The 23,307-nt window shown below is 66.7% G+C and carries 19 protein-coding genes; 13 read left to right on the top strand and 6 right to left on the bottom strand.

The window, feature by feature from the left end; translation table 11 throughout:
- Positions 1-243: 243 nt before the first annotated feature.
- The gene (htpG, locus tag OHA42_RS05455; protein WP_406235084.1) at positions 244-2,211 is read right to left on the bottom strand and encodes a molecular chaperone HtpG; all 1,968 of its coding nucleotides are present in this window, start codon (positions 2,209-2,211) and stop codon (positions 244-246) included.
- On the bottom strand, positions 2,208-3,941 hold the full coding sequence (locus tag OHA42_RS05450) for a TM0106 family RecB-like putative nuclease (RefSeq protein ID WP_406235082.1): 1,734 nt from the start codon (positions 3,939-3,941) through the stop codon (positions 2,208-2,210). The genes htpG and OHA42_RS05450 overlap by 4 nt, the downstream gene beginning before the upstream one ends.
- Before the next feature lie 388 nt (positions 3,942-4,329).
- On the opposite strand from OHA42_RS05450, the gene OHA42_RS05445 reads away from it, so the two are divergent.
- The 9 genes from OHA42_RS05445 to rraA all read left to right on the top strand — a co-directional run bounded on the left by OHA42_RS05445 (position 4,330) and on the right by rraA (position 9,775).
- Positions 4,330-4,965, top strand: a complete 636-nt coding sequence (locus OHA42_RS05445) for a DUF6474 family protein (RefSeq protein WP_406239103.1) — start codon at positions 4,330-4,332, stop codon at positions 4,963-4,965.
- Positions 4,966-4,978: 13 nt separating this feature from the next.
- The gene (locus tag OHA42_RS05440) at positions 4,979-5,539 is read left to right on the top strand and encodes a hypothetical protein (protein WP_406235080.1); all 561 of its coding nucleotides are present in this window, start codon (positions 4,979-4,981) and stop codon (positions 5,537-5,539) included.
- 43 nt (positions 5,540-5,582) lie between these two features.
- Entirely contained in the window at positions 5,583-6,242 is a 660-nt protein-coding gene (locus tag OHA42_RS05435; protein WP_406235079.1) for a YcnI family protein, read from the top strand.
- Positions 6,239-6,784 (top strand): copper resistance protein CopC, encoded by a 546-nt coding sequence (locus OHA42_RS05430; protein WP_406235078.1) that lies wholly within the window; start codon positions 6,239-6,241, stop codon positions 6,782-6,784. Before OHA42_RS05435 ends, OHA42_RS05430 begins: the two co-directional genes overlap by 4 nt.
- 5 nt (positions 6,785-6,789) lie before the next feature.
- Positions 6,790-7,713 (top strand): CopD family protein, encoded by a 924-nt coding sequence (locus tag OHA42_RS05425; RefSeq protein ID WP_406239102.1) that lies wholly within the window; start codon positions 6,790-6,792, stop codon positions 7,711-7,713.
- Between the two features lie 37 nt (positions 7,714-7,750).
- Positions 7,751-8,209 (top strand): SRPBCC family protein, encoded by a 459-nt coding sequence (locus tag OHA42_RS05420; RefSeq protein ID WP_328407865.1) that lies wholly within the window; start codon positions 7,751-7,753, stop codon positions 8,207-8,209.
- Positions 8,210-8,290: 81 nt separating this feature from the next.
- Positions 8,291-8,671, top strand: coding sequence for a DUF5313 family protein (locus tag OHA42_RS05415; protein ID WP_328407864.1), 381 nt, complete (start codon positions 8,291-8,293; stop codon positions 8,669-8,671).
- Between the two features lie 61 nt (positions 8,672-8,732).
- Positions 8,733-9,098 (top strand): DUF5313 family protein, encoded by a 366-nt coding sequence (locus tag OHA42_RS05410; RefSeq protein WP_328407863.1) that lies wholly within the window; start codon positions 8,733-8,735, stop codon positions 9,096-9,098.
- A gap of 188 nt (positions 9,099-9,286) precedes the next feature.
- Positions 9,287-9,775 (top strand): ribonuclease E activity regulator RraA, encoded by a 489-nt coding sequence (rraA, locus tag OHA42_RS05405; protein WP_406235077.1) that lies wholly within the window; start codon positions 9,287-9,289, stop codon positions 9,773-9,775.
- Positions 9,776-9,791: 16 nt separating this feature from the next.
- Here the strand turns inward: rraA and OHA42_RS05400 are convergent, their stop codons facing one another.
- Positions 9,792-10,013 carry an RNA-binding S4 domain-containing protein gene (locus OHA42_RS05400; protein ID WP_328407861.1) on the bottom strand — a complete coding sequence of 74 codons (222 nt, stop codon included), beginning with the start codon at positions 10,011-10,013 and terminating at the stop codon, positions 9,792-9,794.
- Positions 10,014-10,156: 143 nt separating this feature from the next.
- Between OHA42_RS05400 and lysX the strand changes: the two genes are divergently transcribed.
- The 4 genes from lysX (at position 10,157) to OHA42_RS05380 (ending at position 14,999) form a co-directional block, all read left to right on the top strand.
- Positions 10,157-13,480 (top strand): bifunctional lysylphosphatidylglycerol synthetase/lysine--tRNA ligase LysX, encoded by a 3,324-nt coding sequence (gene lysX, locus OHA42_RS05395; protein WP_406235074.1) that lies wholly within the window; start codon positions 10,157-10,159, stop codon positions 13,478-13,480.
- Positions 13,481-13,556: 76 nt separating this feature from the next.
- Complete coding sequence (locus OHA42_RS05390; RefSeq protein ID WP_406235073.1) at positions 13,557-13,790, top strand: hypothetical protein; 234 nt, start codon at positions 13,557-13,559, stop codon at positions 13,788-13,790.
- A 116-nt stretch (positions 13,791-13,906) separates the two neighbouring features.
- Entirely contained in the window at positions 13,907-14,524 is a 618-nt protein-coding gene (locus tag OHA42_RS05385) for a histidine phosphatase family protein (protein ID WP_406235071.1), read from the top strand.
- Between the two features lie 133 nt (positions 14,525-14,657).
- The gene (locus OHA42_RS05380; RefSeq protein ID WP_406235069.1) at positions 14,658-14,999 is read left to right on the top strand and encodes a hypothetical protein; all 342 of its coding nucleotides are present in this window, start codon (positions 14,658-14,660) and stop codon (positions 14,997-14,999) included.
- A gap of 62 nt (positions 15,000-15,061) precedes the next feature.
- On the opposite strand, the gene OHA42_RS05375 is transcribed toward OHA42_RS05380, so the two are convergent.
- The 3 genes from OHA42_RS05375 to gltB form a co-directional block, all read right to left on the bottom strand.
- Positions 15,062-15,961 carry a cutinase family protein gene (locus OHA42_RS05375; RefSeq protein ID WP_406235067.1) on the bottom strand — a complete coding sequence of 300 codons (900 nt, stop codon included), beginning with the start codon at positions 15,959-15,961 and terminating at the stop codon, positions 15,062-15,064.
- A 608-nt stretch (positions 15,962-16,569) separates the two neighbouring features.
- Positions 16,570-18,039, bottom strand: coding sequence for a glutamate synthase subunit beta (locus tag OHA42_RS05370; protein ID WP_406235065.1), 1,470 nt, complete (start codon positions 18,037-18,039; stop codon positions 16,570-16,572).
- Positions 18,032-22,684 (bottom strand): glutamate synthase large subunit, encoded by a 4,653-nt coding sequence (gene gltB / locus OHA42_RS05365; RefSeq protein WP_406235063.1) that lies wholly within the window; start codon positions 22,682-22,684, stop codon positions 18,032-18,034. The genes OHA42_RS05370 and gltB overlap by 8 nt, the downstream gene beginning before the upstream one ends.
- Positions 22,685-23,307 lie beyond the last annotated feature (623 nt).

Genomic DNA, 23,307 nt, shown 5'->3' with positions numbered 1-23,307 from the left:
TTCTACGCTGACCGGGACCTCGACGGGCTCATCCGCCATTCCGTCATTGTCGTCGAAAGTTCGCCGGGTGATGGGCCGGATTCCGGCCCATCACCCGGTGCAACCCACGTGACAACTGATCTCGTGAGCACATGGGTAACTCACGGGGTACCAGCCAACTCACCCACCGTCGCACCGCCGGCCGCCGACGCCACCGCTGTGGCACACAAATCTGGCCTGAAGACGCGGAGAGGCGGGCGAGCCTCAGAGCGTGCGGGTGAGCCGATCGGTGAGGATGTGCGCGAACCGGGCCGGGTCCTTCAGCTCGCCGCCCTCGGCCAGAACCGCTGTGCCATAGAGTAGTTCGGCGGTTTCGGTGAGCTCGGGAACCTTGCCTGCGTCGGCGTCCTCTTTGCGGGTGTCATAGGCGTCGCGCAGACCGGTGACCAACGGATGTGTCGGGTTGAGCTCGAGAATCCGCTTGGTTTCCGGGACCAGCTGGCCGGAGGCGCGATACATCCGCTCCAGCATCGGGGTGAAGTCGAAGACATCGCCGACCAGACAGGCAGGAGAGGTGGTGAGCCTGCTGGTCAGGCGCACCTCCTTGACGCTGTCGTCGAGGGCCTTGCCGAGCCAGGTGAGTACCTCGGCGAAGTCCTTGTCCTGCTGTTCGCGCAGCGCCTCGGAGGCTTTCTTCTCCTCCTCGGACTCCAGATCGACCTCGCCCTTGGCGACGGACATGAACGGCTTGCCGTCGAAGTCGGTCACCGAACCGACCCACATCTCGTCGACCGGGTCGGTGAGGATCAGTACCTCACGGCCCTTGGCCTTGAAAGCCTCCATGTGCGGAGAGCTCTCGACCTGCTGACGGCTCTCGCCGGTCATGTAGTAGATCGCGTCCTGGCCGTCCTGCATCCGCTCGACGTACTGCGCCAGCGTGGTGAGCTCGGCGTCGGAGTTCGTCGAGGCGAACGACGACACCTGCAGCAGGGTCTCGCGGTTGTCGAAGTCCGAGAGCAGGCCCTCCTTGAGGACGCGGCCGAACTCCCTCCAGAAGGTCTGGTACTTCGCCTGGTCTTCGGCTCCCTGCAAGTCCTTGACCGTCGAAAGGATCTTCTTCACCAGGCGCTTGCGGATCATCTGGATCTGCCGGTCCTGCTGCAGGATCTCGCGAGAAACATTGAGCGAAAGGTCCTGGGCGTCCACCACACCCTTGACGAAGCGCAGGTACTCCGGCATCAGCTCTTCGCAGTTGTCCATGATGAACACCCGCTTCACGTAGAGCTGCACGCCGCGCTTGTGCTCGCGGGTGAACAGGTCGAACGGCGCGTGCGACGGAACGAACAGCAGCGCTTGGTATTCGAACGTGCCCTCGGCCTTCATCGGGATGATCTCGAGCGGATCGTCCCAACCGTGGCTGACGTGCTTGTAGAACTCCTTGTACTCCTCGTCGCTGACCTCGCTCTTCGGGCGGGTCCACAGCGCCTTCATGGAGTTGAGGGTCTGGTCCTCGACAATGGTCTTCTCGGTCTTGTCCTCACCCTCGCCCTCGGTGACGGTCCGCTCGACCTGCATGCGGATCGGCCAGGCAATGAAGTCGGAGTACTTCTTGACGATCTCGCGGAGCTTCCACTCCTGGGTGTAGTCGAAGAGGTGGTCGTCCTCGTCGGCGGGCTTGAGGTGCAGCGTGACCGCGGTACCCTGCGGCGCGTCGTCCAGCGTCTCGATCGTGTAGGTGGACTGGCCGGTGGACTCCCAGCGGGTGCCCTCGGTCTCGCCGGCCTTGCGAGTGGTCAGCGTGACCTTGTCAGCGACCATGAAGGTCGAGTAGAAACCGATGCCGAACTGGCCGATGAGCTCTGCCGGGTCGCCGGTGGCGGCCGCCGCGCTCTTGGCCTCGTTCAGCTTCTTGCGCAACTCCGCGGTGCCCGACTTGGCCAACGTGCCGATCAGATCGACAACCTCGGCGCGCGACATGCCGATGCCGTTGTCCCGCACGGTCAGGATCCGCGCGTCTGTGTCGACCTCCAGCTCGATGTGCAGATCGGAGGTGTCGACGTGCAGATCCTTGTCCCGGTAGGACTCCAGCCGCAGCTTGTCCAGGGCATCGGAAGCGTTGGAGATCAGCTCCCGTAGGAACGTGTCCTTGTTCGAATAGACCGAGTGGATCATCAGCTCGAGCAGCTGATGGGTTTCGGCCTGGAACTCGAGTTCTTCAACGTGCTCAGTCACGTCGCGATACTACGACGCCCGAAATCGGCGAGTGCAGGAACCTCGAGGTCTGCGCTGTGCGGACCGGGTTCGCGCGGGTGCATCCACTCGCGCAGCACCATGGTGGCCCGCACATCGTCCTCGTTGTATTCCAGCAGCCGGGTGCGCTGACCGAGGTCGGGTTCGCTGTCGTAGCCGACGGCGCGCCGATACCAGCTCATCGACGCCTCGCCACCCGCCTCGGGATCGCGCCATGCGAAACCCGCGACCGGTGCGATCTTCTTCAGACCCTTGCCGTTCGGGCAGATGAACTGGTCGGCGACAGCCTGGAACATGTCCACCCACTGTGGCCCGTCGACGAACGAGCGCACCTGGTCGACCGTCGGCACCCCGGGTCGCCCTGCGAAACGGCGTGCCGACTCGTAAAGCCACTTGTCTTCGGCGGTGCGCGAATAGCAGTAGGCGGCAAAGGTTTTCCCCGCCGCGGCGGCCTCGGCGCGCACCGTCATCAGCCAGGTCCAGAACTCGCCGAAGGAACGGCCCTCGTCCTCGGTCGGCAGCGGATCCCAGGTGACGAACGGCCGATACTGCCCGTCGAGCAGCGTGCCCCACAGGTAGGCGCCAAATTCCTGGAAGCTCTCCAGGTCTACATCCACCTCGACGTCGGCTCGGCGCACCCACACCTTGTCGACCTTGCGGACCAACGGCGCACCGGCGAGCCACGCTCGTGCGGTCACCACGGCTTCGTCGAACGGTCCGTGCTGCCAGTCCTCCGGATCGTCGCCGACCCAGGCGGCCAGATCGTCGATGGTCTGCACGCCGTGCCCCCGCAGCACCTCCGCGCGCGAACCCGGCGCCACCAGGCTCACGTCCCGATGCTCGGTCAACCAGCCCTCACAGCTGACGCCCTCGGCGCTGCCCTCGCCGGCGGCACCCCGGCTCCACCACGGGCACTGCCTGCACTCGGGCACCTTCGAGGGCACCGTCGGCGATTCGCCGCGGACCACCGCGATCCGGTCGGCGTAGCGCCGGTCGTAATCGGCGAGCAGCAGGCCGAGATCGTGCACGAGGATGCGGTCGAAGTGGTACCCGATCACACCGCCGACCAGGGCCGGGCTGGCCATTCCGTGGCGCTGGAGCATCCGATAGAGGTGCGCGAGACGCTGCTGATCGCGCGGCTGCTGACGCAGTTTGCGATGCGGATCCGGTTGCGGATCCCAGTGATACAGATCCGAGGTGGTCGGATGGAAGTCGGCGGGCTCGGGCTGACGCGGGTCGGTCACCTTGTGGTTGACCACGATCACCGGGATGTAGCCGCCGCGGTCCAGGTCGCGCAGCAGAATCTCCGAGCCGCCGCGTCGGCCGGTGTCGGGCTCCTGCGGCAACAATCCGCCCCAAATGTGGTGCGTCCCTGCGGCACACGCACGCAGCGTCGCCTCGGATCGCTCGCCCGCGCGCAGCGTCGGGTCGATCACCAGCCAACTGTCCGGAGCTGCTGCGATCAGCGCTTCTCGCACCTGCGTCCGGTGCGCCGAGGCGGCCTCACGCCGCTGCCGGACCCCGGCATCCTCGCTCACACCGGTCAGCATCTCCGGATGAGCCGCGTTGAGATGCAACCGGTGCCGACACCCGATCAGCGCCCTGGCATCGACGAAAGCCGCCGTGGCATCGCGCGGCCGATCGTCGGCTGTGCCGTCACGATGGCCGCCCTCGTGATTGCGACCGTTGCGATCGCCGATGCCCGAATACACGTATGCAGTATGGTCCCTACCCCCGACAACTCCGCGAACCGCATGACCGACCTGCACAGAGTCCCCACCGGCCCCGTGACGAATGAGCTCGGCCCACATCTCGACCACGACGGTGCGAATCTTGTGAGCGCCCGTTCGCGATCCTCTTGCTGCCGAGTGGACAAGGCCGGGGGCGCCCCGGGGCGGACGAATGTCCGACACTCGTGCAGGCCGCCGCAGGCACCCGTCTCGGCCGCTCGGAACCGAGACCGAGGGGGCCGGGAACACGCCGTGCCGCAGGCGTGGCACATCGGACACAAGCTAGGGTAGCGACAAACGTGACATGGGGCGGACGGGCGTTCCCCGACGTCGTACTGCCATGGCAAACCAGCATGACGGAGGGCCTTCGATGGGGTTGTTCACGAAGCGCAAGCGGCGCCCGAGCCGCAAGGCCGAGGCGAAAGCCCTCAAGCACAAGGCCGGCTTGGAGGCCAGACTCGGCGCGAAGAACGATCGCAAAGCCCTTCGCGCCGAGGCCCGCACCCAGCGCAAGGTCGCCAAAGCACAGATCTCCGCGCTGCAGGCCGAAGAGAAGGCCGCACTGAAGCTGGCCGCGAAGGCCGAGCGGGATCCGTTCAGCGCCAGCCAGGTTCGCAAATACCTCGGGGTTGCCCGCGTGCTGATCCCCGTCCTCGCGCCGCTGGCCTATCGCGCCGCGACATTGATTCGCGGCCAGATCGATAACCGTCGCGCCCACCAGCTCGGCGTCGGCATCGAACAGCTGGGCGATTTCAGCGGTCACGGCGCCAAGCTGCAGGCCCGCATCGCCAATACCGAAGGCGCACTTGGCACGATCGGCGACAGCAAGAACGGCGACGGCAAGACCTTCGTCAAGGCCACGCAGGATCGGCTCGACAATCTGACCGCCGCCGTGCGGACCGCGGAGCAAATGCCCGCGCCGCGCCGCCGGGCCGTGCACGCGTCGATCTCCACCGAGTTGTCCGGGATCGAGGCGGACGTCTTGGCGCGCCTCGGCGTGGGCTGACCTCCCGCTCGCAATGCGCACCGGTCCGATCACCGGCAGCCTGCGCGGCTGCCTGGTCGGCCTCGCGGTCGGTGCGCTCGCGATAGCCGCACACGGTACGGCCGGTGGCGGTTATCCGGATTCGGCGGAGACGGCGCTGATGCTGCTCATCGCCGGCTCGGTCGGATGCGCCACAGCTTGGTCGCCGATCGCGCGCCGCCCCATCGGGTTGCTCGGTGTGCTCGCTGGCGGGCAACTGGTAGGCCACTGGGTGCTGTCCGGATTGCTCGGTCACGGTCACGATTCCAGCGTCGGCACATCCATCCAGCTGCCCACGGCCGCGCTGCCCACGGCCGCGCTGCCCACCGGCTGGATGCTCGCCGCGCATGTTGTCGCGACGTTCGGCTGTGCGGTGCTGATCGTGTCGGCCGAGCGGCTCTATGTGATGGCGTCCTGCGCGCTCCGGACGGCGCTTACCGCGCCGCGCCGCGCCCGGAGCACCGACCAGGCCCGCTGGCCCGATCCCGGCCTGCGGCACTACCGCTTTCATCCGAACGGCGCGATCGGTCCGCGCGCGCCACCGGTGCCCGCCTGACCCGCTCGCACCATTTTCCTTCGGAGAGAAAGCCTTTCATCCCATGCGTAGTTCCCTTTTGCGTGCGTCCTGCACGACCGCGGTCGCCGCGGGCCTGGTCATGGTCACCGGCGGCACCGCGGCAGCGCACGTCACCGCCGACGCACCCGGCGCCCAACAGGGCGGATACTCGGTGGTCACCTTCAAGGTGCCGACCGAATCGGAGACCGCGAGCACCACCGCGCTCACCGTGACCCTGCCCGCCCCCAAGAGCGCGCGCACCGAGCCCATCCCCGGCTGGAGCTCCAAGATCGAGCGCAACGAGAAGTCGGAGATCACCGCCGTCACCTGGATCGCCGACCCGGGCGCACCCGGCGTCGGGCCCGGCCAGTTCCAGCGATTCGCCCTCTCGATCGGCCCACTGCCCGCACAGGAGAAGCTGAGCTTCCCGGCCAAGCAGACCTACAGCGACGGCAAGGTCGTCAACTGGGATCAGCCGATGGGCAGCGACGGCGCGGAGCCGGAGCATCCGGCCCCCAGCATCACCCTCGCGGCCAAGAAGGCCGGCGAAGACGAGCACGGGTCGACCGCCGAAGCCGCGGACCAGGAGTCCGACGACGCCGATGACAGCACTGCCAGGTGGCTCGGTGGCATCGGCCTCGCGCTCGGTCTGCTCGGTGTCGCACTCGGCCTCGGCAACGTGATCCGCGGACGACGCTCATGACCACGGCGCGCCGCCTGCTCACCGCACTCGTCGCGGGTCTGCTGCTGCTCGGCGTCGGGCTGGCCGCCGCAGGCACCGCCGCCGCGCACTCGGCGGCCACCGGCAGTTCGCCGGAGGACGGTTCGACTATCGATGCGAGCCCGGCACGGGTCAGCGTCACCTTCAACGAGGATCTGCAGACCAGCTTCCCGTCGCTGACCGTCGTCGGCCCGGACGGCAACCTGTGGTCGAAGGGGACACCGACCGTCGCGGGCAAGTCGGTCAGCGTCGAGGTGGGTGAGCTCGGCCCGGTCGGCGAGTACACCATCGCCTACCGGGTGACTTCCGCCGACGGCCATCCGGTGAGCGGAACCAGGAAGTTCACCCTCAGTAAGGCAGGCAACGGCGTCCCCGGGCCGAAGCCGGGCGCCAAAAGCAGCGCGGCCGACGACGGCGGCTCGAACGGTATTCCGTTGTGGGTGTTCATCGTCGGCGCGGTCCTGCTGTTCGGCGGCGGCCTGGCGTTCGCGCTGTTCGGCGGCAGGAGCCGGAAACAACCGTGAGCGGTATGACGGCCGGCGGCCGGGACACGCGGATGTTGCTGCTCGTCGTCCCGGCCGGCCTGCTCGGGGTGTTGCTCGCCTGGGCGCTGGACATCCCGGCGCCGATACCGACCGAGGGCGGCGTCCGGGTGATCGCGGACGGCACGGGTGCGACCGTGCTGGGGCTTGCCGCGCTCCCCCGAGTGCATCCGCGAGCGCAGCCGCCGTGGCGGCTGCTCGCCGTGCTGGCAGGCATCTGGTGCGCGGCCGAGCTGGCGGTGCTCGCCTTCGAGGCCGCCGACATCGTCGGGGTTCCGGTGACACGCCTGGGCGGCGGACAGTTCGGTACCTTCCTTGTCGAGATCAGCGGCGGACAGGTCGGCATCGCGATCCTGGTCGGCACCCTCGCGATCGCCTGCTACTGCGCGCTGGCCTTCCGCCGACCCGACGCCGCATCGACCGATCTGGTGCTCGTATTCGCGGCCGTGACGCTGGCGCTGCGGCCGATCACCGGGCACATGTCGCAGCAGCCGTTCGGTTCGGTGCTCGGCGCGGTGCACGCGCTGGCCGCGGCGGCCTGGTTCGGGATGCTGGTCGCGCTCGCGCTGGTGGTGCGCACCCGTGGCGAATGGGCGGTCACGCTACCGAGGTATTCGGCAGTGGCGCTGCCGTTGATCGCGACGGTGGCGGCCACCGGGGTCGTCAACGGGCTGGTGCGGATCGGCGGGCCGGCACCGTTCGTGACAACCGGCTACGGCCGCATCCTGCTCGCGAAAACCCTTGTGCTGGTTGGCTTGCTCGTGCTCGGCTGGTGGTGGCGGCGCAGCTGGGTGCGGCGCGCGGCGGACCATCGGATGACCGCCGAGGCGTCATTGCGCAGGGCCGTGCTCGAGGTCGGCGTGATGGCGCTGGCGTTCGGGCTGGCCGCGACACTGGCCGTGACAGCGTGACCGGGTAGGTCGAGCACGCCGCAGTTACAGTGACGTCATGACCGAAGTGAAAATCGTCGAGGACTGCACGGCGTCGGCCGAAACCGCTTTCGCCTATGTCAACGACTACCGCAATCTGCCGCGGTTCATCTCCGAGATCCACGAATTCACCCCGGTCACCGACCAGGTCGAGGGCGTCGGCGCGACCTTCGACGGCGTCATCAAGCTCGGACCCGCCACGCTGCATTCGCGCATCCAGGTCGTGCGTTGGGAAGAGCACGCCGCGATCGCGGTGAAGTCGATCAAGGGTTTCGAGATCGAATCCACCTTTCTGTTCCACGACAAGGGCGAGGCGACATGCACCGTCGATGCGATCGTGGAGTACCGCGTCCCCGGCGGTCTCGCCGGACGCGTCCTCGGTAAGACCATCGAGCCGTTCGTGAAGCTCGCCGTCAAGCACTCCACGCACAACCTGACCACTCAGATCGCCGAATTCCACGCGAGCAGGCAGAGCTGAGTTCCGATGTGCCCAGCACCCGGCCCATCGGGTCGGGTGCCCAACTTGTCCGGCCTGCTCACCACCGAGGATGCTGAGTCCATGGCTGAACGCACCACCCCGACCTTCCCGCAGCGGATCGGTTACGCCTGCGGTCGAACGCTGCCCGCGTCGATGTCGGAGTGGGTGCGCGACGATCTGACCGGGCAGGGGGCCGCGCGTCGCTATCTGATGCGGTTTCTGCTCCCGGTGATTCCGGTGCTCATGCTGTTTCTATTGGTACCCGGCCCGAAGTGGATGGGCTTGGCCATGATGGCGCTGTTGTATCTGCCGCTGATCTACTTCACGATCGCGCTGATGTATGTCTACCGGCGCAGCCGCCTGATCAAACACGGCCTCGATCCGAGTCTCGCCGACTCCGATGCCCGCCGCCGTGGCGAGGCCGAACGACAAGCCTACGAACGCAGGCACGGGCGCGCCTGAAGTTTGCCGAGTTGCCACGGAAAACTGGCGGTGACTTATACCACAGGCATAGCCTGGAGCTATGAAGACTCCCACGATACGGCAGCGGATCGCCTACGATCTGGGCCGCGAGCTCCCCGAGGAGCTGCACGAGTGGGTTATCCGCGACCTCGTCGGCCACGGGGCCATGGAACGCTATCTCGTCCGGTTTCTGGGACCGATCATCCCGTTCTTCGCCCTGGTGTTGCTGTTCCCCGGCCCGATGCCACTGAAGATCGGCCTCATCGTGATGATGATCGTTCCGCTGGTCATATTCACGGTCGCACTCGGCTATGTGTGGCGGCGCTTCCGGCTGGTCCAGCACGGTTTGGATCCGGAACTTGTAGATCACGGGAAGATCTCCGAGCATGATCGGGATCTCTACGAGCTGCGGCACGGACACCGGTAACGATCGAGCTACCCAGCCACCACGCGCGAGTCTCCACCACGCACGAGTCTTACGAGCGCCAGTTCGCGGCCCGGCTTGCGTCCGAGTGGGCGAAGCGCATGCGCCGCAGGCGCGAGTCTCGGCCGCTCGGATGCAAGCCTGAGGGGGCCGCGAACACGCAGCGCCGCAGGCGCTGCAAAAATAACGCAGTGACCGAATCGCAGAACGTTGTTGCCACCGCCGATCTCGCCGATGAAATCGGCCCCGAGATTCGCAGCTGCGACACGCAGTTCATTCAGTTCGGTGGCCACGCGACATTCTCCGGGCGAATCACCACGATCCGCTGTTTCCAGGACAATCTGCTGGTCAAGCAAACGCTGAGCGAACCGAGCAATGGCGGCGTATTGGTCGTCGACGGCGGCGCGAGTGTGCACACCGCGCTGGTCGGCGACATCATCGCCGGCCGCGGCGTTGCCAGCGGCTGGGCCGGTGTCATCGTCAACGGCGCAGTGCGCGATTCGGCGATTCTGCGCACGTTGGAGATCGGCATCAAGGCCATCGGCACCAACCCGCGCAAGAGCACCCAGACCGGCAGTGGCGATCGGGACGTCCCGGTCGAGTTCGGCGGCATCACCTTCACCCCGGGCGACACGCTCTACAGCGACCACGACGGCGTCGTGGTCCGCGCGGAGGACTGATCGGCCGGGGAACCGGTCATTCGCCTGCCACGCGAGCTCTGTGACCGGCGATGGTGACCACGTCACCGGGGTGCAGTTGGCGGCCACGACGCAGCTCGACCTCGTCGTTCACCCGGACCAGACCGGAGGCGATGACCGTCTTGGCCTCCGAGCCGGACTCGATCAGGTTGGCCAGCTTCAGGAACTGGCCGAGTCGAATGACGTCGTCATCGATCGGCACATCGACTGGATCGGACATGGGTACATCCTTACCCTTCGCCCCGAAACAACGAAACGCCAACCCCCATCGTGACGACGGACACGCACGTCTGACGCGCCCATAACCGACATGCCCGGGCGATCTTGGAGCATCGATGCCGTGACACCGTACACACTGGTTCGGTGACCTCCACGCACGCCGAGCACCAGATCGACACCGAACCACCCGCGGGCAGACCGACCCCACCCGTACCGCATCGCGGACACGGTCGGCTCCGGGAGATCCCGCACATCGCGGCAATGATTCTCGGCGTCTTTGCCGTGCTGTGTTTCCTGTGGAGCCTGTCGCCCGCGCTGCGCTATCTGACGCATATACCGCGCCGCTACATCGACGCCTACTACTTCGACGCTCCCGACACGAACCTCATGTGGGCGCTCGTCGTCGGCCTGCTCGCGGGCGCGCTCGCCAGTCGCAAGCGCATCGCCTGGTGGTTGCTCGTCGGCTATCTCGTGTTGTACACGCTGTCCAACGTGGTCGATTTCGTCAATGACGGCGAGATCGACGCGCTGGTGGCGATGGTGCTGCACGTGCTCGCGATCGGTGTGCTCATCGCCGCCTGGCGCGAGTTCTACACCAAGGTGCGCCGCGGAGCGGGGCTGAAGGCGCTCGGGGTGCTGCTCGGTGGTCTTGCGATCGGCTGCCTGCTCGGCTGGGGTCTGGTGGAGTTGTTCCCCGGTTCGCTGCCCCAGGGCGGGCAGCGGCCCGCGTGGGCGGTTTATCGCGTCACCGCCGCGGTGCTTGTCGACAACGAACATTTCGACGGCCACCCGCGCGCGTTCGTCAACTTCCTGCTCGGTCTGTTCGGCGCGATCGCGCTGCTGGCCGCGGTGATCATCCTGCTGCGCTCGCAGCGCGCGGCGAACGCGATGACCGGCACCGATGAATCCGCGATCCGCGGACTACTGGAGCACTCCGGCGTCGAGGATTCCCTCGGCTACTTCGCGACCCGCCGCGACAAGGCGGTGGTCTTCGCGCCCAGCGGCAAGGCCGCGGTCACCTATCGGGTGGAGCTCGGTGTCTGTCTTGCCAGCGGCGACCCGATCGGTGTCAAGGAGGCATGGCCGCAGGCGATCGATGCCTGGCTGCAACTTGCCGATCAATTCGGTTGGGCCCCAGCGGTCATGGGTGCCAGCGAATTCGGCGCGACGGCGTACCGGAGGGCCGGGCTTTCTGCGCTGCGTCTCGGTGATGAAGCCATCCTCGACACCAGAACGTTCTCGCTGGCAGGGCCTGAGATGAAACAGGTCCGTCAGGCCGCGAATCGCCTGCGCAAGCACGGAATACATGTGCGGATTCGCCGGCAGCGCGAGATTGCACCCGAGGAGATGAAGCAGGTGATCGCCCGCGCGGACGCCTGGCGCGACACCGAGACCGAACGCGGTTTCTCCATGGCGCTCGGCAGGCTCGGCGACCGGCTCGACGGCGACTGTCTGCTGGTCGAGGCGGTCAACGGTCAGGATCGCGTACTCGGCATGCTGTCGCTGGTCCCGTGGGGGCGCTCCGGTGCCTCCCTGGAGCTGATGCGCCGCGACCCCCAAGGCCCCAACGGCGTGATGGAGCTGATGATCTCGCAGCTGGCGCTGACCTCCGAACAGCACGCCATTACCAAGGTCTCGCTCAACTTCGCGGTCTTCCGTTCGGTCTTCGAGGAAGGCGGGCGCATCGGCGCCGGGCCGATCCTGCGGCTGTGGCGCGGTGTGCTGCTGTTCTTTTCGCGATGGTGGCAGCTGGAGGCGCTGTACCGGTCGAATGTGAAGTACCAGCCGAACTGGGTGCCCCGGTTCTTCCTGTTCGAGGAGCGCAGGCAGCTGCCGCGCGTGGCGGTGGCCAGCGCACTGGCCGAGGGCTTCCTACCGCGGTTCGGCAAGGAACCCGAGACCGTGACGCACACCGGCGTCTATAGCGCGGTGCCACCGACATTGACCGGACTGCATCCCGACGGCAGCCCGCCGGCCCTGGCCGACATCGAGACCACGGAACCAGGCCATCGCCGTCCGGAGCAGGTGCGGGTGCGGATGGACAAGCTGGCCCGGCTCACCGACGCCGGGGTGGACGCCTATCCGGTCGCCTATCCGCCCACCCACACCGTCGCCGCCGCCCGCCGGTCGCCGCGCGGCACCACCGTCCGAGTGTGCGGCAGGCTGTTGCGCATCCGCGATTACGGCGGCGTGATCTTCGCGGTGGTGCGCGACTGGACCGACGACATCCAGCTGGTCATCGATCGCGATCGCGTCGGCGCCGAACACAGCGCCGAATTCACCGAGTTCTTCGACCTCGGCGATCTGATCGAGATCAGCGGGCAGATCGGGCGCAGCCGTCGCGGTGAGCTCTCGCTGCTCGCCGCGGACTGGCGGATGATCGGCAAATGCCTGCATCCGTTGCCGGACAAGTGGAAAGGGCTCGCCGATCCCGAGGCGAAGGTGCGTCAGCGCTACGTCGACATGGCGATCAACCCGGAGGCCCGCGAGGTGCTCGCCAAGCGCAGCGCGGTGGTCCGATCACTGCGGGATTCGTTGCACGGCTGGGGCTATCTCGAGGTGGAGACCCCGATCCTGCAGCAGGTGCACGGCGGTGCGAACGCCACGCCGTTCATCACCCATATCAACGCCTACGACCTGGATCTCTACCTGCGGATCGCGCCCGAGCTCTATCTCAAGCGACTGTGCGTCGGCGGTATGGAGAAGGTGTTCGAGCTGGGCCGCACCTTCCGCAATGAGGGCGTCGACTTCAGCCACAATCCCGAGTTCACCATTCTCGAGGCCTATGAGGCACACAGCGACTACGAACGGATGATGCACGTCTGCCGTCAGCTCATCCAGAACGCCGCCGTGGCGGCCAATGGCGCGGCGGTGGCGCTGCGGCCCAACCCGGACGGCTCATTCGAGCAGGTGGACATCTCCGGTGACTGGGCGGTGAAGACCGTGCACGGCGCGGTGTCCGACGCGCTGGGCACCGAGATCACCCCGGAGACGGACTTGGCGGAGCTGCGGGAGCTGTGCGATAAGGCGCATGTGCCCTACCAGCACGGCTGGGACACCGGGCAGGTGGTGCTGGAGATGTACGAGCACCTGGTGGAATCCCATACCGAGGAGCCGACCTTCTACATCAACTTCCCCACCACGGTGTCGCCGTTGACCAGGGCGCACCGCAGCATTCCCGGGGTGGCAGAGCGCTGGGACCTGGTCGCGTGGGGCGTCGAACTCGGTACTGCCTACAGCGAACTCACCGATCCGGTCGAGCAGCGCCGCAGGCTCACCGAGCAATCGATGCTCGCGGCCAACGGCGATCCGGAGGCGATGGAACTCGACGAGGAATTCCTGCAGGCGCTCGAGCACGCGATGCCGCCGACCGGCGGACTCGGGATGGGTGTGGACCGGATCGTCATGCTGATCACCGGTCGCAGCATCCGCGAAACCTTGCCCTTCCCGCTCGTGAAGCCGCGCTGAGCTTCACACCCGCCCGATGTGCCCGCTAATCTTGGACATTCGGCCCCGGGAGGAGGCCGATACCGGAGAGATGGGGATGCATATGTACCTTGACCTGCTGACCAATGCGAGTCTGCTGGACCATACGGTGTGGGCGAGCCCGGACACCTGGGCCGCGGGCGACACGTGGACCCAGGCGCTGGATTACGCGGCCAAGAAAAAGAAGAAGAGCTACGGCGGACTGATCTTCGGTGGCATCTGCTGCCTGCTCGTCGTCGCGCTGATCATCGGCGGCATCTACCTTCTCAAGAACCGCAAGAATCAGAACTGACCGCACCGACCGGTAGTCGGTACCCAGACGACAGGGCCCGGGTCGCTCGGCGCGACCCGGGCCCTTCGGGGCTCTACCTCTCCGCCGAGCGCAGCCGATACGGCAGAGTGGTCTGTGTGCAGTTGATTCTCGTCCGTCACGCCCAACCGCTTCGGGTCATGAATGCCGACGGCCCGGCCGATCCCGAACTGGCCACCGTCGGACTAGAGCAGGCCGAGCGGGTGCCCGCGGCGCTGAGCCACCATCGGATCAGCCGCGTCGTGAGCAGCCCGCAGCGGCGCGCCCGCGACACGGCCGCGCCGACCGCCGCAAAGCTGGGTCTCGATGTCGAAATCGTGGACGACCTCGCGGAATACGATCGCGACCTGCCCGCCTACATTCCGATCGAGGACGCCAAGATCGAGTTCCGGGCCGCCTACGAACGCATCAAGGCCGGCCAACTGCCCGAGCAGGTCGACGCCGACGCCTTCCGCACCCGGGTACGCGACGCCGTCCTCGAGATCGCCTCGGCCACCGATGCCGCCGACACGGTCGCGGTCTTCGCGCACGGCGGCGTGATCAATGTGATCCTGCAGGAAGTGCTCGACCTGGCGCGGCCGCTGACCTTTCCGATCGACTACTGCTCGATCACCCGAATCCTGTATTCGCGCACCGGCCGCCGCACCGCGGCGACCGTCAACGAGAACGGTCATGTCTGGGATCTGTTGCCGCGCAACATCGCTGCGCGGGACTGAGCATTCGGCCTTCGTCTCACAGGCACTCACAGGCGATTGCCAGTGCGATCGCACCAGCATCCCAGCGTCGGAACCTTCTATGGAACCGGTGAGCCGCCGCACCGCGACTCACGGTCCGAGAGAAAGGAATTCCGTGTTGCTCTCCAAGACACCGATCTCGTTCAGGCGTCGCCTCGCCCGAGTGGCGGTGGCCGGCGCGCTGGTCACCGTTCCACTCGCGACGCTGGCGGTCACTGCGTCCGCCGAGACTCCAGACCCCGCCGGCACCGCGCAGGTCCAGGCGGTATCGGGCGAAGCCGTCCAGGAAGGAACGGAAATCAACGGCCCGCGCGGCGGTCACGACTTCCCTGATCGGCCGGGTCCGGACAGGCCGCGGGCGGAGTTCCGTGAACGCGGCGACCATCCCGGCCCTGGCAACGGGCCGCATCAGTTCAATCGAGTGCTGCCGCCGACCGGTTCGGCAGGTAGCAGCTAGCAATCGACACACTGAAGGCCACCTCCGCGCGGGAGGTGGCCTTCAGTGTTTCTTGCTCGAGATCAGGCCATGCCCGCGATCCAGTTGTGCATCCAGGAGACGGCGGTCTGGCCGCCGCCCACCGAGTAGCTGCCGTAGAGCGTGTGGGCCTGCGACTTGTAGAACTCCTCGAGCTCCTTGGCCCGCTGCTGGTTGGCGGAATCGGTGAGCTGCGACTGCAACAGCGGCACACCGCCACGCGCCATCAGGTCGTTCATGATCGCGCCCGCTTCGAGCTGGTAGCGCCAGATGTTGGCCGGATTCGCGTCGGAGGTCTGGGCCAGCCAACCCGCGAATCGGGTCACGAAGTCGTCGGACGCGGTGGCGCAGTAGAGATCATCGGTCGCGCAGATGGTCCTGGTGCGGTCGCTGACCCAGCCGAAGCCGCCGACGCGCGGGCCGCCCGCGCCCGCGCCCGCGGCGGGCGGGCCGACCTGAACATCGGTGGGCGAGCGACGCGGGTCGGAGATCAGGCCGACGCCCGCGATCCGGTCCGGCGACACAACGCTGAGGCCGGTGCCGATTTCGGCCGCGAGATCACCGGCCGCGTCCGCACCCTGGCTGTATCCGACGAGGGCGATCTTGGTGCCTGCGCAACGCTGTCCCATCGCACCGACGAGTCCGCGAGCCTTGTCGGTCGCTTCCTTCTTCGAGGCGCCGTAGACATCGCCTTCCCACGGGAACGCGGTCGCGGCGTAGGTCACGTAGTCGACGTCGGTGGAACGGGGCAGCCCATTGGTGACACCGGACAGCATGCCGGGCTGTGGTTCCTTGTCGTGACCGGTCTCCCAGGTGCCGGGGATGGCAACGACGTACAGACTTGGGCACCCCGGATCAGCCGTTACAGAACCGCTACCGAAGACCAAACCAGACGCCATCGCCGCGCACACACCGAGACCCGCGGCAACTTTCTTCAACTGCATACTGCTCCAGTTCAACCTTTGCTCCCGCGGGAGCAAAATCCCGACAAGTTGTCACTACCTATGCTGACCTCGGCGGATGTCGTTCCAGTGCACGTCGGGTGAACGAAAATCACCCGCCAGCATGACGTACGCTACGCAATCCACATCCCAAGATTCGAGGCACACCGAAGATCACAATAGGGCCACGGCCTCGTCAACGCCATTCGAACCAGCATGCTTGTCCGATTCCCGCCCCATCAAATTGGCACTGCCGGACGCAGTCCGTCGACAGCCGCGCCGGGCCGAGCGAAGGCGAGACAGCCGCCGCGCGAGCGAAGGCGAAGCAGCCGCCGCGCCGGGCCGAGCGAAGGCGAGGCAGCCGCCGCGCCGGGCCGAGCGAAGGCGAGGCAGCCGCCGCGCCGGGCCGAGCGAAGGCGAGGCAGCCGCCGCGCCGGGCCGAGCGAAGGCGAGGCAGCCGCATATCGCCGCCGCCCGGTTCGCCTGCGCCGCATGGACAGTCACCGCGACGGCAGTAGCAATGTCGAGCACACGGCACCGACGACAAAGGCGCCTGTGGATTTCGCAATCCACAGGCGCCTTCCGCTCCGGTAAGAGACGGGTCTATCTACTCAGCGCTGCGCGACCATCGTGGGGGTGATGGGCGCGGGCAGCGCGGTTTCGCCTTCCAGGAACTTGTCGACGGCGGCCGCGGCGGCGCGGCCTTCGGCGATCGCCCAGACGATCAGGGACTGGCCGCGGCCCATATCACCCGCGACGAAGACGCCGGGGATGTTGGTCGCCCAGTTCTTGTCACGCTGGACATTGCCACGCTGGTCGTAGCCGACGCCGAGACCTTCGAGCAGGCCCGGCTTTTCGGGACCGGTGAAGCCCATGGCCAGCAGGACCAGGTCGGCCTCGAGGGTGAAGTCGGTGCCGTCGACCTTCTCGAAGCGGCCGTTGACCATCTTGACCTCATGGGCCTCCAGGCCGGTGACCTTGCCGTCGGCGCCGACGAAACGCTCGGTGTTCACCGAGAACACCCGCTCGCCGCCCTCTTCGTGCGCCGAGGAAACCCGGTACATCAGCGGGTAGGTCGGCCACGGAGTGGACGAGGCACGCTCCTCCGGCGGACGCGGCATGATCTCGAACTGGTGGATGCTCTCGGCGCCCTGCCGGTGCGAAGTGCCGAGGCAGTCGGCGCCGGTGTCACCGCCACCGATGATGATGACCTTCTTGCCCTTGGCGTGGATCGGGGGCAGGCCGTCGGCGTCGGTGACGTCGTCACCGAGCTGCACCCGGTTGGCCCACGGCAGGAATTCCATCGCCTGATGGATGCCGTTCAGGTCGCGACCCGGAATCGGCAGGTCACGCGCGAGCGTCGCGCCACCGGCGAGCACCACCGAGTCGAACCGCTCACGCAGCTGCTCGGCGGTGACGTCGACACCGACGTTCACACCGGTCTTGAAGATGGTGCCCTCGGCCTCCATCTGCGCAACCCGGCGGTCGATGAAGCGCTTCTCCATCTTGAATTCCGGGATGCCGTAGCGCAGCAGACCGCCGATGCGGTCGGCGCGCTCGAACACGGTCACGGTGTGGCCCGCGCGGGTCAGCTGCTGCGCGGCGGCCAGACCGGCCGGACCGGAACCGACGACGGCGACCTTCTTGCCGGTGATGCGGGTCGGGTAGACCGGAGTCACCCAGCCCTCGTCGAAGGCGTTCTCGATGAGATCGATCTCGACCTGCTTGATCGTCACCGGGTCCTGGTTGATGCCGAGGACACAGGACGCCTCGCACGGCGCAGGGCACAACCGCCCGGTGAACTCCGGGAAGTTATTGGTCGCGTGCAGCCGGTCGATGCCCTCACGCCACTGGCCCCTGTAGACCAGGTCGTTCCACTCCGGGATCAGGTTGCCCAGCGGACAGCCGTTGTGACAGAACGGAATACCGCAATCCATGCACCGGCTGGCCTGACGCTGAAGGGTCTCCTTCGGGTACCCCTGCTCGTAGACCTCTTTCCAGTCCATCAGACGCAGCGGAACCGGACGACGCGTCGGCAGCTCCCGCTTGGTGTGCTTCAGAAATCCTTGCGGGTCAGCCACGTGCCGCCTCCATAATCGCTTCGTCGACGTCGGTGCCGTTCTTTTCGGCCTCGGAAATCGCGAGCAGAACCTTCTTGTACTCCCGCGGCATGACCTTCACGAAGTGGTTCACCTGCTGCGACCAATCGCTCAGAATGCGGTCGGCGACAGCGGAACCCGTCTGATCACGGTGCTGCGTGATGATGTCGCGCAGCCAGGTGAAATCGTCACCTGACAGTTGCTCGACGGCGTCGGCCTGCTCGGGGTTGAGCCTGGCCTCGAAGGTGCCGTTCGGGTTGTAGACGAACGCGACACCGCCGGACATACCTGCGCCGAAGTTGCGGCCGGTCTCACCGAGGATGACGACCCGACCACCGGTCATGTACTCGCAGCCATGATCGCCCACACCCTCGACCACCGTGGTGGCGCCGGAGTTGCGCACGGCGAACCGCTCGCCGACGACGCCGCGGATGAACGCCCGACCGCTGGTCGCGCCGAACAGAATCACGTTGCCCGCAATGATGTTCTCTTCCGCGACGAACTCGGCCGGTGCGTTCGGGGATGGGCGGACCACCAGGTGGCCGCCGGAAAGTCCCTTGCCGACATAGTCGTTCGCGTCACCGAGCACCCGCAGCGTGATGCCGGCGGGGACGAAGGCGCCGAAGCTGTTGCCTGCGGAGCCGGTGAAGGTGATGTCGATGGTGTCGTCGGGCAGGCCCGCGCCACCGTAGAGCTTGGTCACCTCGTGGCCGAGCATGGTGCCGACGGTGCGGTTCACGTTCGAGATCTTGGTTTCGAACTTCACCGCCTGACCACGCTCGAGCGCATCGCGGCTCTGCGTGATGAGCTGCTGGTCCAGCGCCTTGTCCAGACCGTGGTCCTGCGTCTTGGTGCAGCGACGGTCCTGGCGCATGAACGCCGTCTCGACGTCGTCGAGGATCGGCGACAGGTCCAGCTTGCTGGCCTTGAAGTGCTGCTTGGCCTTGGTGGTGTCGAGCATGTCGACCCGGCCGATGGCCTCGTCGAGCGTGCGGAAGCCCAACTGCGCCAGCAGTTCCCGAACCTCTTCGGCGATGAACAGCATGAAGTTCTCGACGAACTCCGGCTTGCCGGTGAAGCGCTCGCGCAGCACCGGGTTCTGCGTCGCGACACCCACAGGGCAGGTGTCGAGGTGGCAGACCCGCATCATGATGCAGCCCGAGACCACCAAAGGCGCAGTGGCGAAACCGAATTCCTCGGCACCGAGCAGCGCGGCGATCATCACGTCGCGACCGGTCTTCATCTGGCCGTCGACCTGCACGACGATGCGGTCGCGAAGTCCGTTGAGCAGCAACGTCTGCTGGGTCTCGGCCAGGCCGAGCTCCCACGGACCACCCGCGTGCTTGAGCGAGGTCAGCGGCGAGGCGCCGGTGCCGCCGTCGTGGCCGGAGATCAGCACCACGTCCGCGTGTGCCTTCGACACACCGGCCGCAACCGTGCCGACGCCGGGCTCCGCAACAAGTTTCACGTGAATCCGCGCCTGCGGGTTCGCGTTCTTCAGGTCGTGGATCAGCTGCGCCAAGTCCTCGATCGAGTAGATGTCGTGGTGCGGCGGCGGCGAGATCAGGCCGACGCCGGGCGTCGAGTGCCGTACCTCGGCGACCCACGGGTACACCTTGTGCGCCGGAAGCTGGCCGCCCTCACCGGGCTTCGCGCCCTGCGCCATCTTGATCTGGATATCGGTGCAGTTGGTCAGATAGTGCGCGGTCACGCCGAAGCGGCCCGACGCCACCTGCTTGATCGCACTGCGCCGCCAGTCGCCGTTCTCCTCCGGCTCGAAGCGGGACGGGCTTTCGCCGCCCTCACCCGAGTTCGAGCGTCCGCCGAGACGGTTCATCGCGATCGCCAGGGTCTCGTGCGCCTCCGAGGAGATGGAGCCGTAGCTCATCGCGCCGGTGGAGAACCGCTTGACGATCTCGCTGGCAGGCTCGACCTCGTCGATCGAGATCGCGGCCCGGTTGGTGGTGTTGAACTTGAACAGGCCGCGCAGCGAGGCGAGCTGCTCGGACTGGTCGTCGACCAGCTTGGTGTACTCCTTGAAGATCGAGTACTGACCGGTGCGGGTCGCGTGCTGCAGCTTGAAAACGGTGTCCGGGTTGAACAGGTGGTATTCGCCCTCGCGCCGCCACTGGTATTCACCGCCCACTTCGAGCTCGCGGTGCGCGCGCTCGTTGCGGTTCTCCAGGAACGCGACGGTGTGGCGGGCGGCCACATCGGTGGCGATCTCGTCGAGCCCGATGCCGTCGAGATGCGAACGCAGACCGGTGAAGTACTCGTCCACCAGGTCCTGCGACAGGCCGATGACCTGGAACAGCTGCGCGCCGGTGTAGGACGCCAGGGTGGAGATGCCCATCTTGGACATCACCTTCAGCACACCCTTGCTTGCGGCCTTGTTGTAGTTCGCAACCGCCTTGCGGTAGTCGGCGGCCAGATCACCGGTGCTGCCGGGGACCTGGAGTCCGCCGCGCTCGAGCATGTCCTCGATGGTCTCGAAGGCCATGTACGGGTTGATCGCGCCCGCACCGAAGCCGACGAGCATGGCCATGTGGTGCACCTCGCGGGCGTCACCGGCCTCGACTACGAGACCGACCATGGTGCGGGTGCGCTCGCGGACCAGGTGGTGGTGCACCGACGAGGTCAGCAGCAGCGACGGAATCGGCGCCAGCTTCTCGTTGGACTCACGGTCGGACAGCACGATGATCCGCGCGCCGCCGTCGATGGCGGCCGACACCTGGGTGTTGATCGCCTCGAGCGCCTTGCGCAGGCCTTTGCCGCCCTGCTTGACCTGGTACAGACCGCGCACGACCACCGAACGTAGCTCGGGCTGCGAACCGTCGTCATTGATGTGCACGAGCTTGGCCAGCTCGTCGTTGTCCAGGATCGGCGACGCCACGGTGATCTGGTGGCAGGACTCCGGTCCCGGATTCAGCAGGTCGGCTTCCGGACCGATGGCCCGGCGCAGGCTGGTGACGACTTCCTCGCGGATCGCGTCCAGCGGTGGGTTGGTGACCTGCGCGAACAGCTGCGAGAAGTAGTCGAACAGCAGTCGCGGCCGCGACGAGAGCACCGCGATCGGAGTGTCGGTGCCCATCGAGCCGAGCGCTTCGAGACCGGTCTTCGCCATGGGCGAGATCAGCAGGTTCAGCTCTTCGTTGGTGTATCCGAAGATCTGCTGCCGGATCAGCACGCGGTCGTGCGACATGTGCACGTGCGGGCGGTCGGGCAGGTCGGCAAGCTTGGTCACGCCCGCGTCGAGCCACTGCTGGTACGGGTGCTCGACGGCCAGCTGCGACTTGAGCTCCTCGTCGCCGACGATGCGGCCCTGCGAGGTGTCGACAAGGAACATGCGGCCGGGCTGCAGCCGGACCTTCTTGACCACCTTCGCCGGATCGATGTCGAGGACACCGACCTCGGAGGCCATCACGACGAGGCCGTCGTCGGTGACCCAGATGCGGCTGGGGCGCAGACCGTTGCGGTCGAGCACGGCGCCGACGACGGTGCCGTCGGAGAAGCACACCGATGCGGGGCCGTCCCACGGCTCCATCAGCATCGAGTGGTAGCGGTAGAAGGCCCGACGCTGCGGGTCCATCGTCTCGTTGCGTTCCCAGGCTTCGGGAATCATCATCAAGACCGCGTGGGGCAGGCTGCGGCCGCCGAGGTGCAGCAGTTCCAGCACCTCGTCGAAGCGGGCCGTATCGCTTGCCCCGGGCGTACAGACCGGGAAGATCTTCTCGAGCCGGTTGTTGCCCGCCTCGTTGGTGCCGAACACCTCGGAGCGCAGCAGCGCCTCGCGGGCCCGCATCCAGTTCTCGTTACCGGTGACGGTGTTGATCTCACCGTTGTGCGCGACCCGACGGAACGGGTGCGCCAGCGGCCACGACGGGAAGGTGTTGGTGGAGAACCTGGAGTGCACGATGCCGAGGGCGGACTCCATCCGGTCGTCCTGCAGGTCCAGGTAGAAGGCGCGCAGCTGCGGCGTGGTGAACATGCCCTTGTAGACGAAGGTCTGCCCGGACAGGCTCGGGAAGTACACCGACTCCTTGCCGACCGCGCCTTCGCCTGCACCCGCCTTGCCGAGCTCGTGCTCCACCCGCTTGCGCACGACGTAAGCGCGGCGCTCGAGATCCATGCCCGACAACTGCGCGGCCGCACCCTTCGGAGAGCCGATGAAGATCTGCCGGAAGGTGGGCATGGCGTCGCGGGCCAGGGCGCCGAGGGTGGACTCGTCGGTGGGCACATCGCGCCAGCCGAGGACCGCGAGGCCCTCGGACTCGACGATCCGTTCCAGGCCGTAGGCGGCCTTGGTCGCCTCCCGGCGGGCCTGCGGCAGGAAGGCAATACCGGTGGCGTAGGAGCCCTCCGGCGGCAACTCGAAATCGACCACGGCGCGGAAGAACCGGTCCGGAATCTGGATCAGGATGCCTGCACCGTCACCACTATTGGGTTCGGCGCCTGCGGCACCACGGTGCTCCAGGTTCAACAGAGCCGTAATAGCCTTGTCGACGATGTCGCGGCTGCGGCGGCCGTACATGTCGACGACGAATGCGACACCACAGGCGTCGTGTTCGTTCGCCGGGTCATAGAGCCCGATGGGTCCAGGGGACCTGTGGCCAGGAAGTTGCGTCATGCCTCTGCCTTCAAGAAAGTCGGCCTCGATGAGGTTGGCCTGCGTGAAAAACGGCCTTTCGTCGAATGCCTCCGTCAAGACTGCGCCCGTACGTTCCGGATCCAGCCGCGCTGATGGTCCGGCGTGCAGTCACGTCTCCAGTTGTCCACCCGCTGGTGTTACGTAGTGGGTGCTCGGCGGTAACGGAACGCTGACGAGTTCCTTACCTCCGTGCGGGTGCTCGCCCGCTAGGCTGAGCACCGGCGTGAGGTGCCCGAGCGGGCAATCGTGGCCGAACATTCTGTGTTCGACGTAAGAGCAAACGATAAGTCAGGTCCAGGGCCCAACCAACCAAGGTTGCACTAATAACCAGGTCTAGCTGGGCTTCTTCATTGGGGTCCTCCACGTGTGCGCGTTGTCCAGTGTAAAGCAGCGAACCTGGCGGGATCGATCCCCTGGCACCGAGTGCCAGGGGACGACACCCGGCGGGTCAGACCTGGCCCATAGCGCAGCTCGCACTGCCAGAACCGGCCCTCACCTGCATCGAAGATGATTTCCCCTGCTCCGCAGCGGGCAAACCATCTTGTCGGCGGCTAACTCGACAAGCGACCCGGTGAGACATTTCCGACAGGGTCATGACAAGC

This window comes from Nocardia sp. NBC_01009, assembly GCF_045208035.1.
In the GTDB taxonomy this organism is placed as follows: Bacteria; Actinomycetota; Actinomycetes; order Mycobacteriales; family Mycobacteriaceae; genus Nocardia.
This window is presented reverse-complemented; position numbering and strand designations above follow the sequence as displayed.

What these genes read in the sequence shown, in the direction of transcription:
- OHA42_RS05445 (WP_406239103.1), top strand. Translation starts at nt 4,330, where the DNA reads ATGGGGTTGTTCACGAAGCGCAAGCGGCGCCCGAGCCGCAAGGCCGAG.
- OHA42_RS05440 (WP_406235080.1), top strand. Translation starts at nt 4,979, where the DNA reads ATGCGCACCGGTCCGATCACCGGCAGCCTGCGCGGCTGCCTGGTCGGC.
- OHA42_RS05435 (WP_406235079.1), top strand. Translation starts at nt 5,583, where the DNA reads ATGCGTAGTTCCCTTTTGCGTGCGTCCTGCACGACCGCGGTCGCCGCG.
- OHA42_RS05430 (WP_406235078.1), top strand. Translation starts at nt 6,239, where the DNA reads ATGACCACGGCGCGCCGCCTGCTCACCGCACTCGTCGCGGGTCTGCTG.
- OHA42_RS05425 (WP_406239102.1), top strand. Translation starts at nt 6,790, where the DNA reads ATGACGGCCGGCGGCCGGGACACGCGGATGTTGCTGCTCGTCGTCCCG.
- OHA42_RS05420 (WP_328407865.1), top strand. Translation starts at nt 7,751, where the DNA reads ATGACCGAAGTGAAAATCGTCGAGGACTGCACGGCGTCGGCCGAAACC.
- OHA42_RS05415 (WP_328407864.1), top strand. Translation starts at nt 8,291, where the DNA reads ATGGCTGAACGCACCACCCCGACCTTCCCGCAGCGGATCGGTTACGCC.
- OHA42_RS05410 (WP_328407863.1), top strand. Translation starts at nt 8,733, where the DNA reads ATGAAGACTCCCACGATACGGCAGCGGATCGCCTACGATCTGGGCCGC.
- OHA42_RS05400 (WP_328407861.1), bottom strand. Translation starts at nt 10,013, where the DNA reads ATGTCCGATCCAGTCGATGTGCCGATCGATGACGACGTCATTCGACTC.
- OHA42_RS05390 (WP_406235073.1), top strand. Translation starts at nt 13,557, where the DNA reads ATGCATATGTACCTTGACCTGCTGACCAATGCGAGTCTGCTGGACCAT.
- OHA42_RS05375 (WP_406235067.1), bottom strand. Translation starts at nt 15,961, where the DNA reads ATGCAGTTGAAGAAAGTTGCCGCGGGTCTCGGTGTGTGCGCGGCGATG.
- gltB (WP_406235063.1), bottom strand. Translation starts at nt 22,684, where the DNA reads ATGACGCAACTTCCTGGCCACAGGTCCCCTGGACCCATCGGGCTCTAT.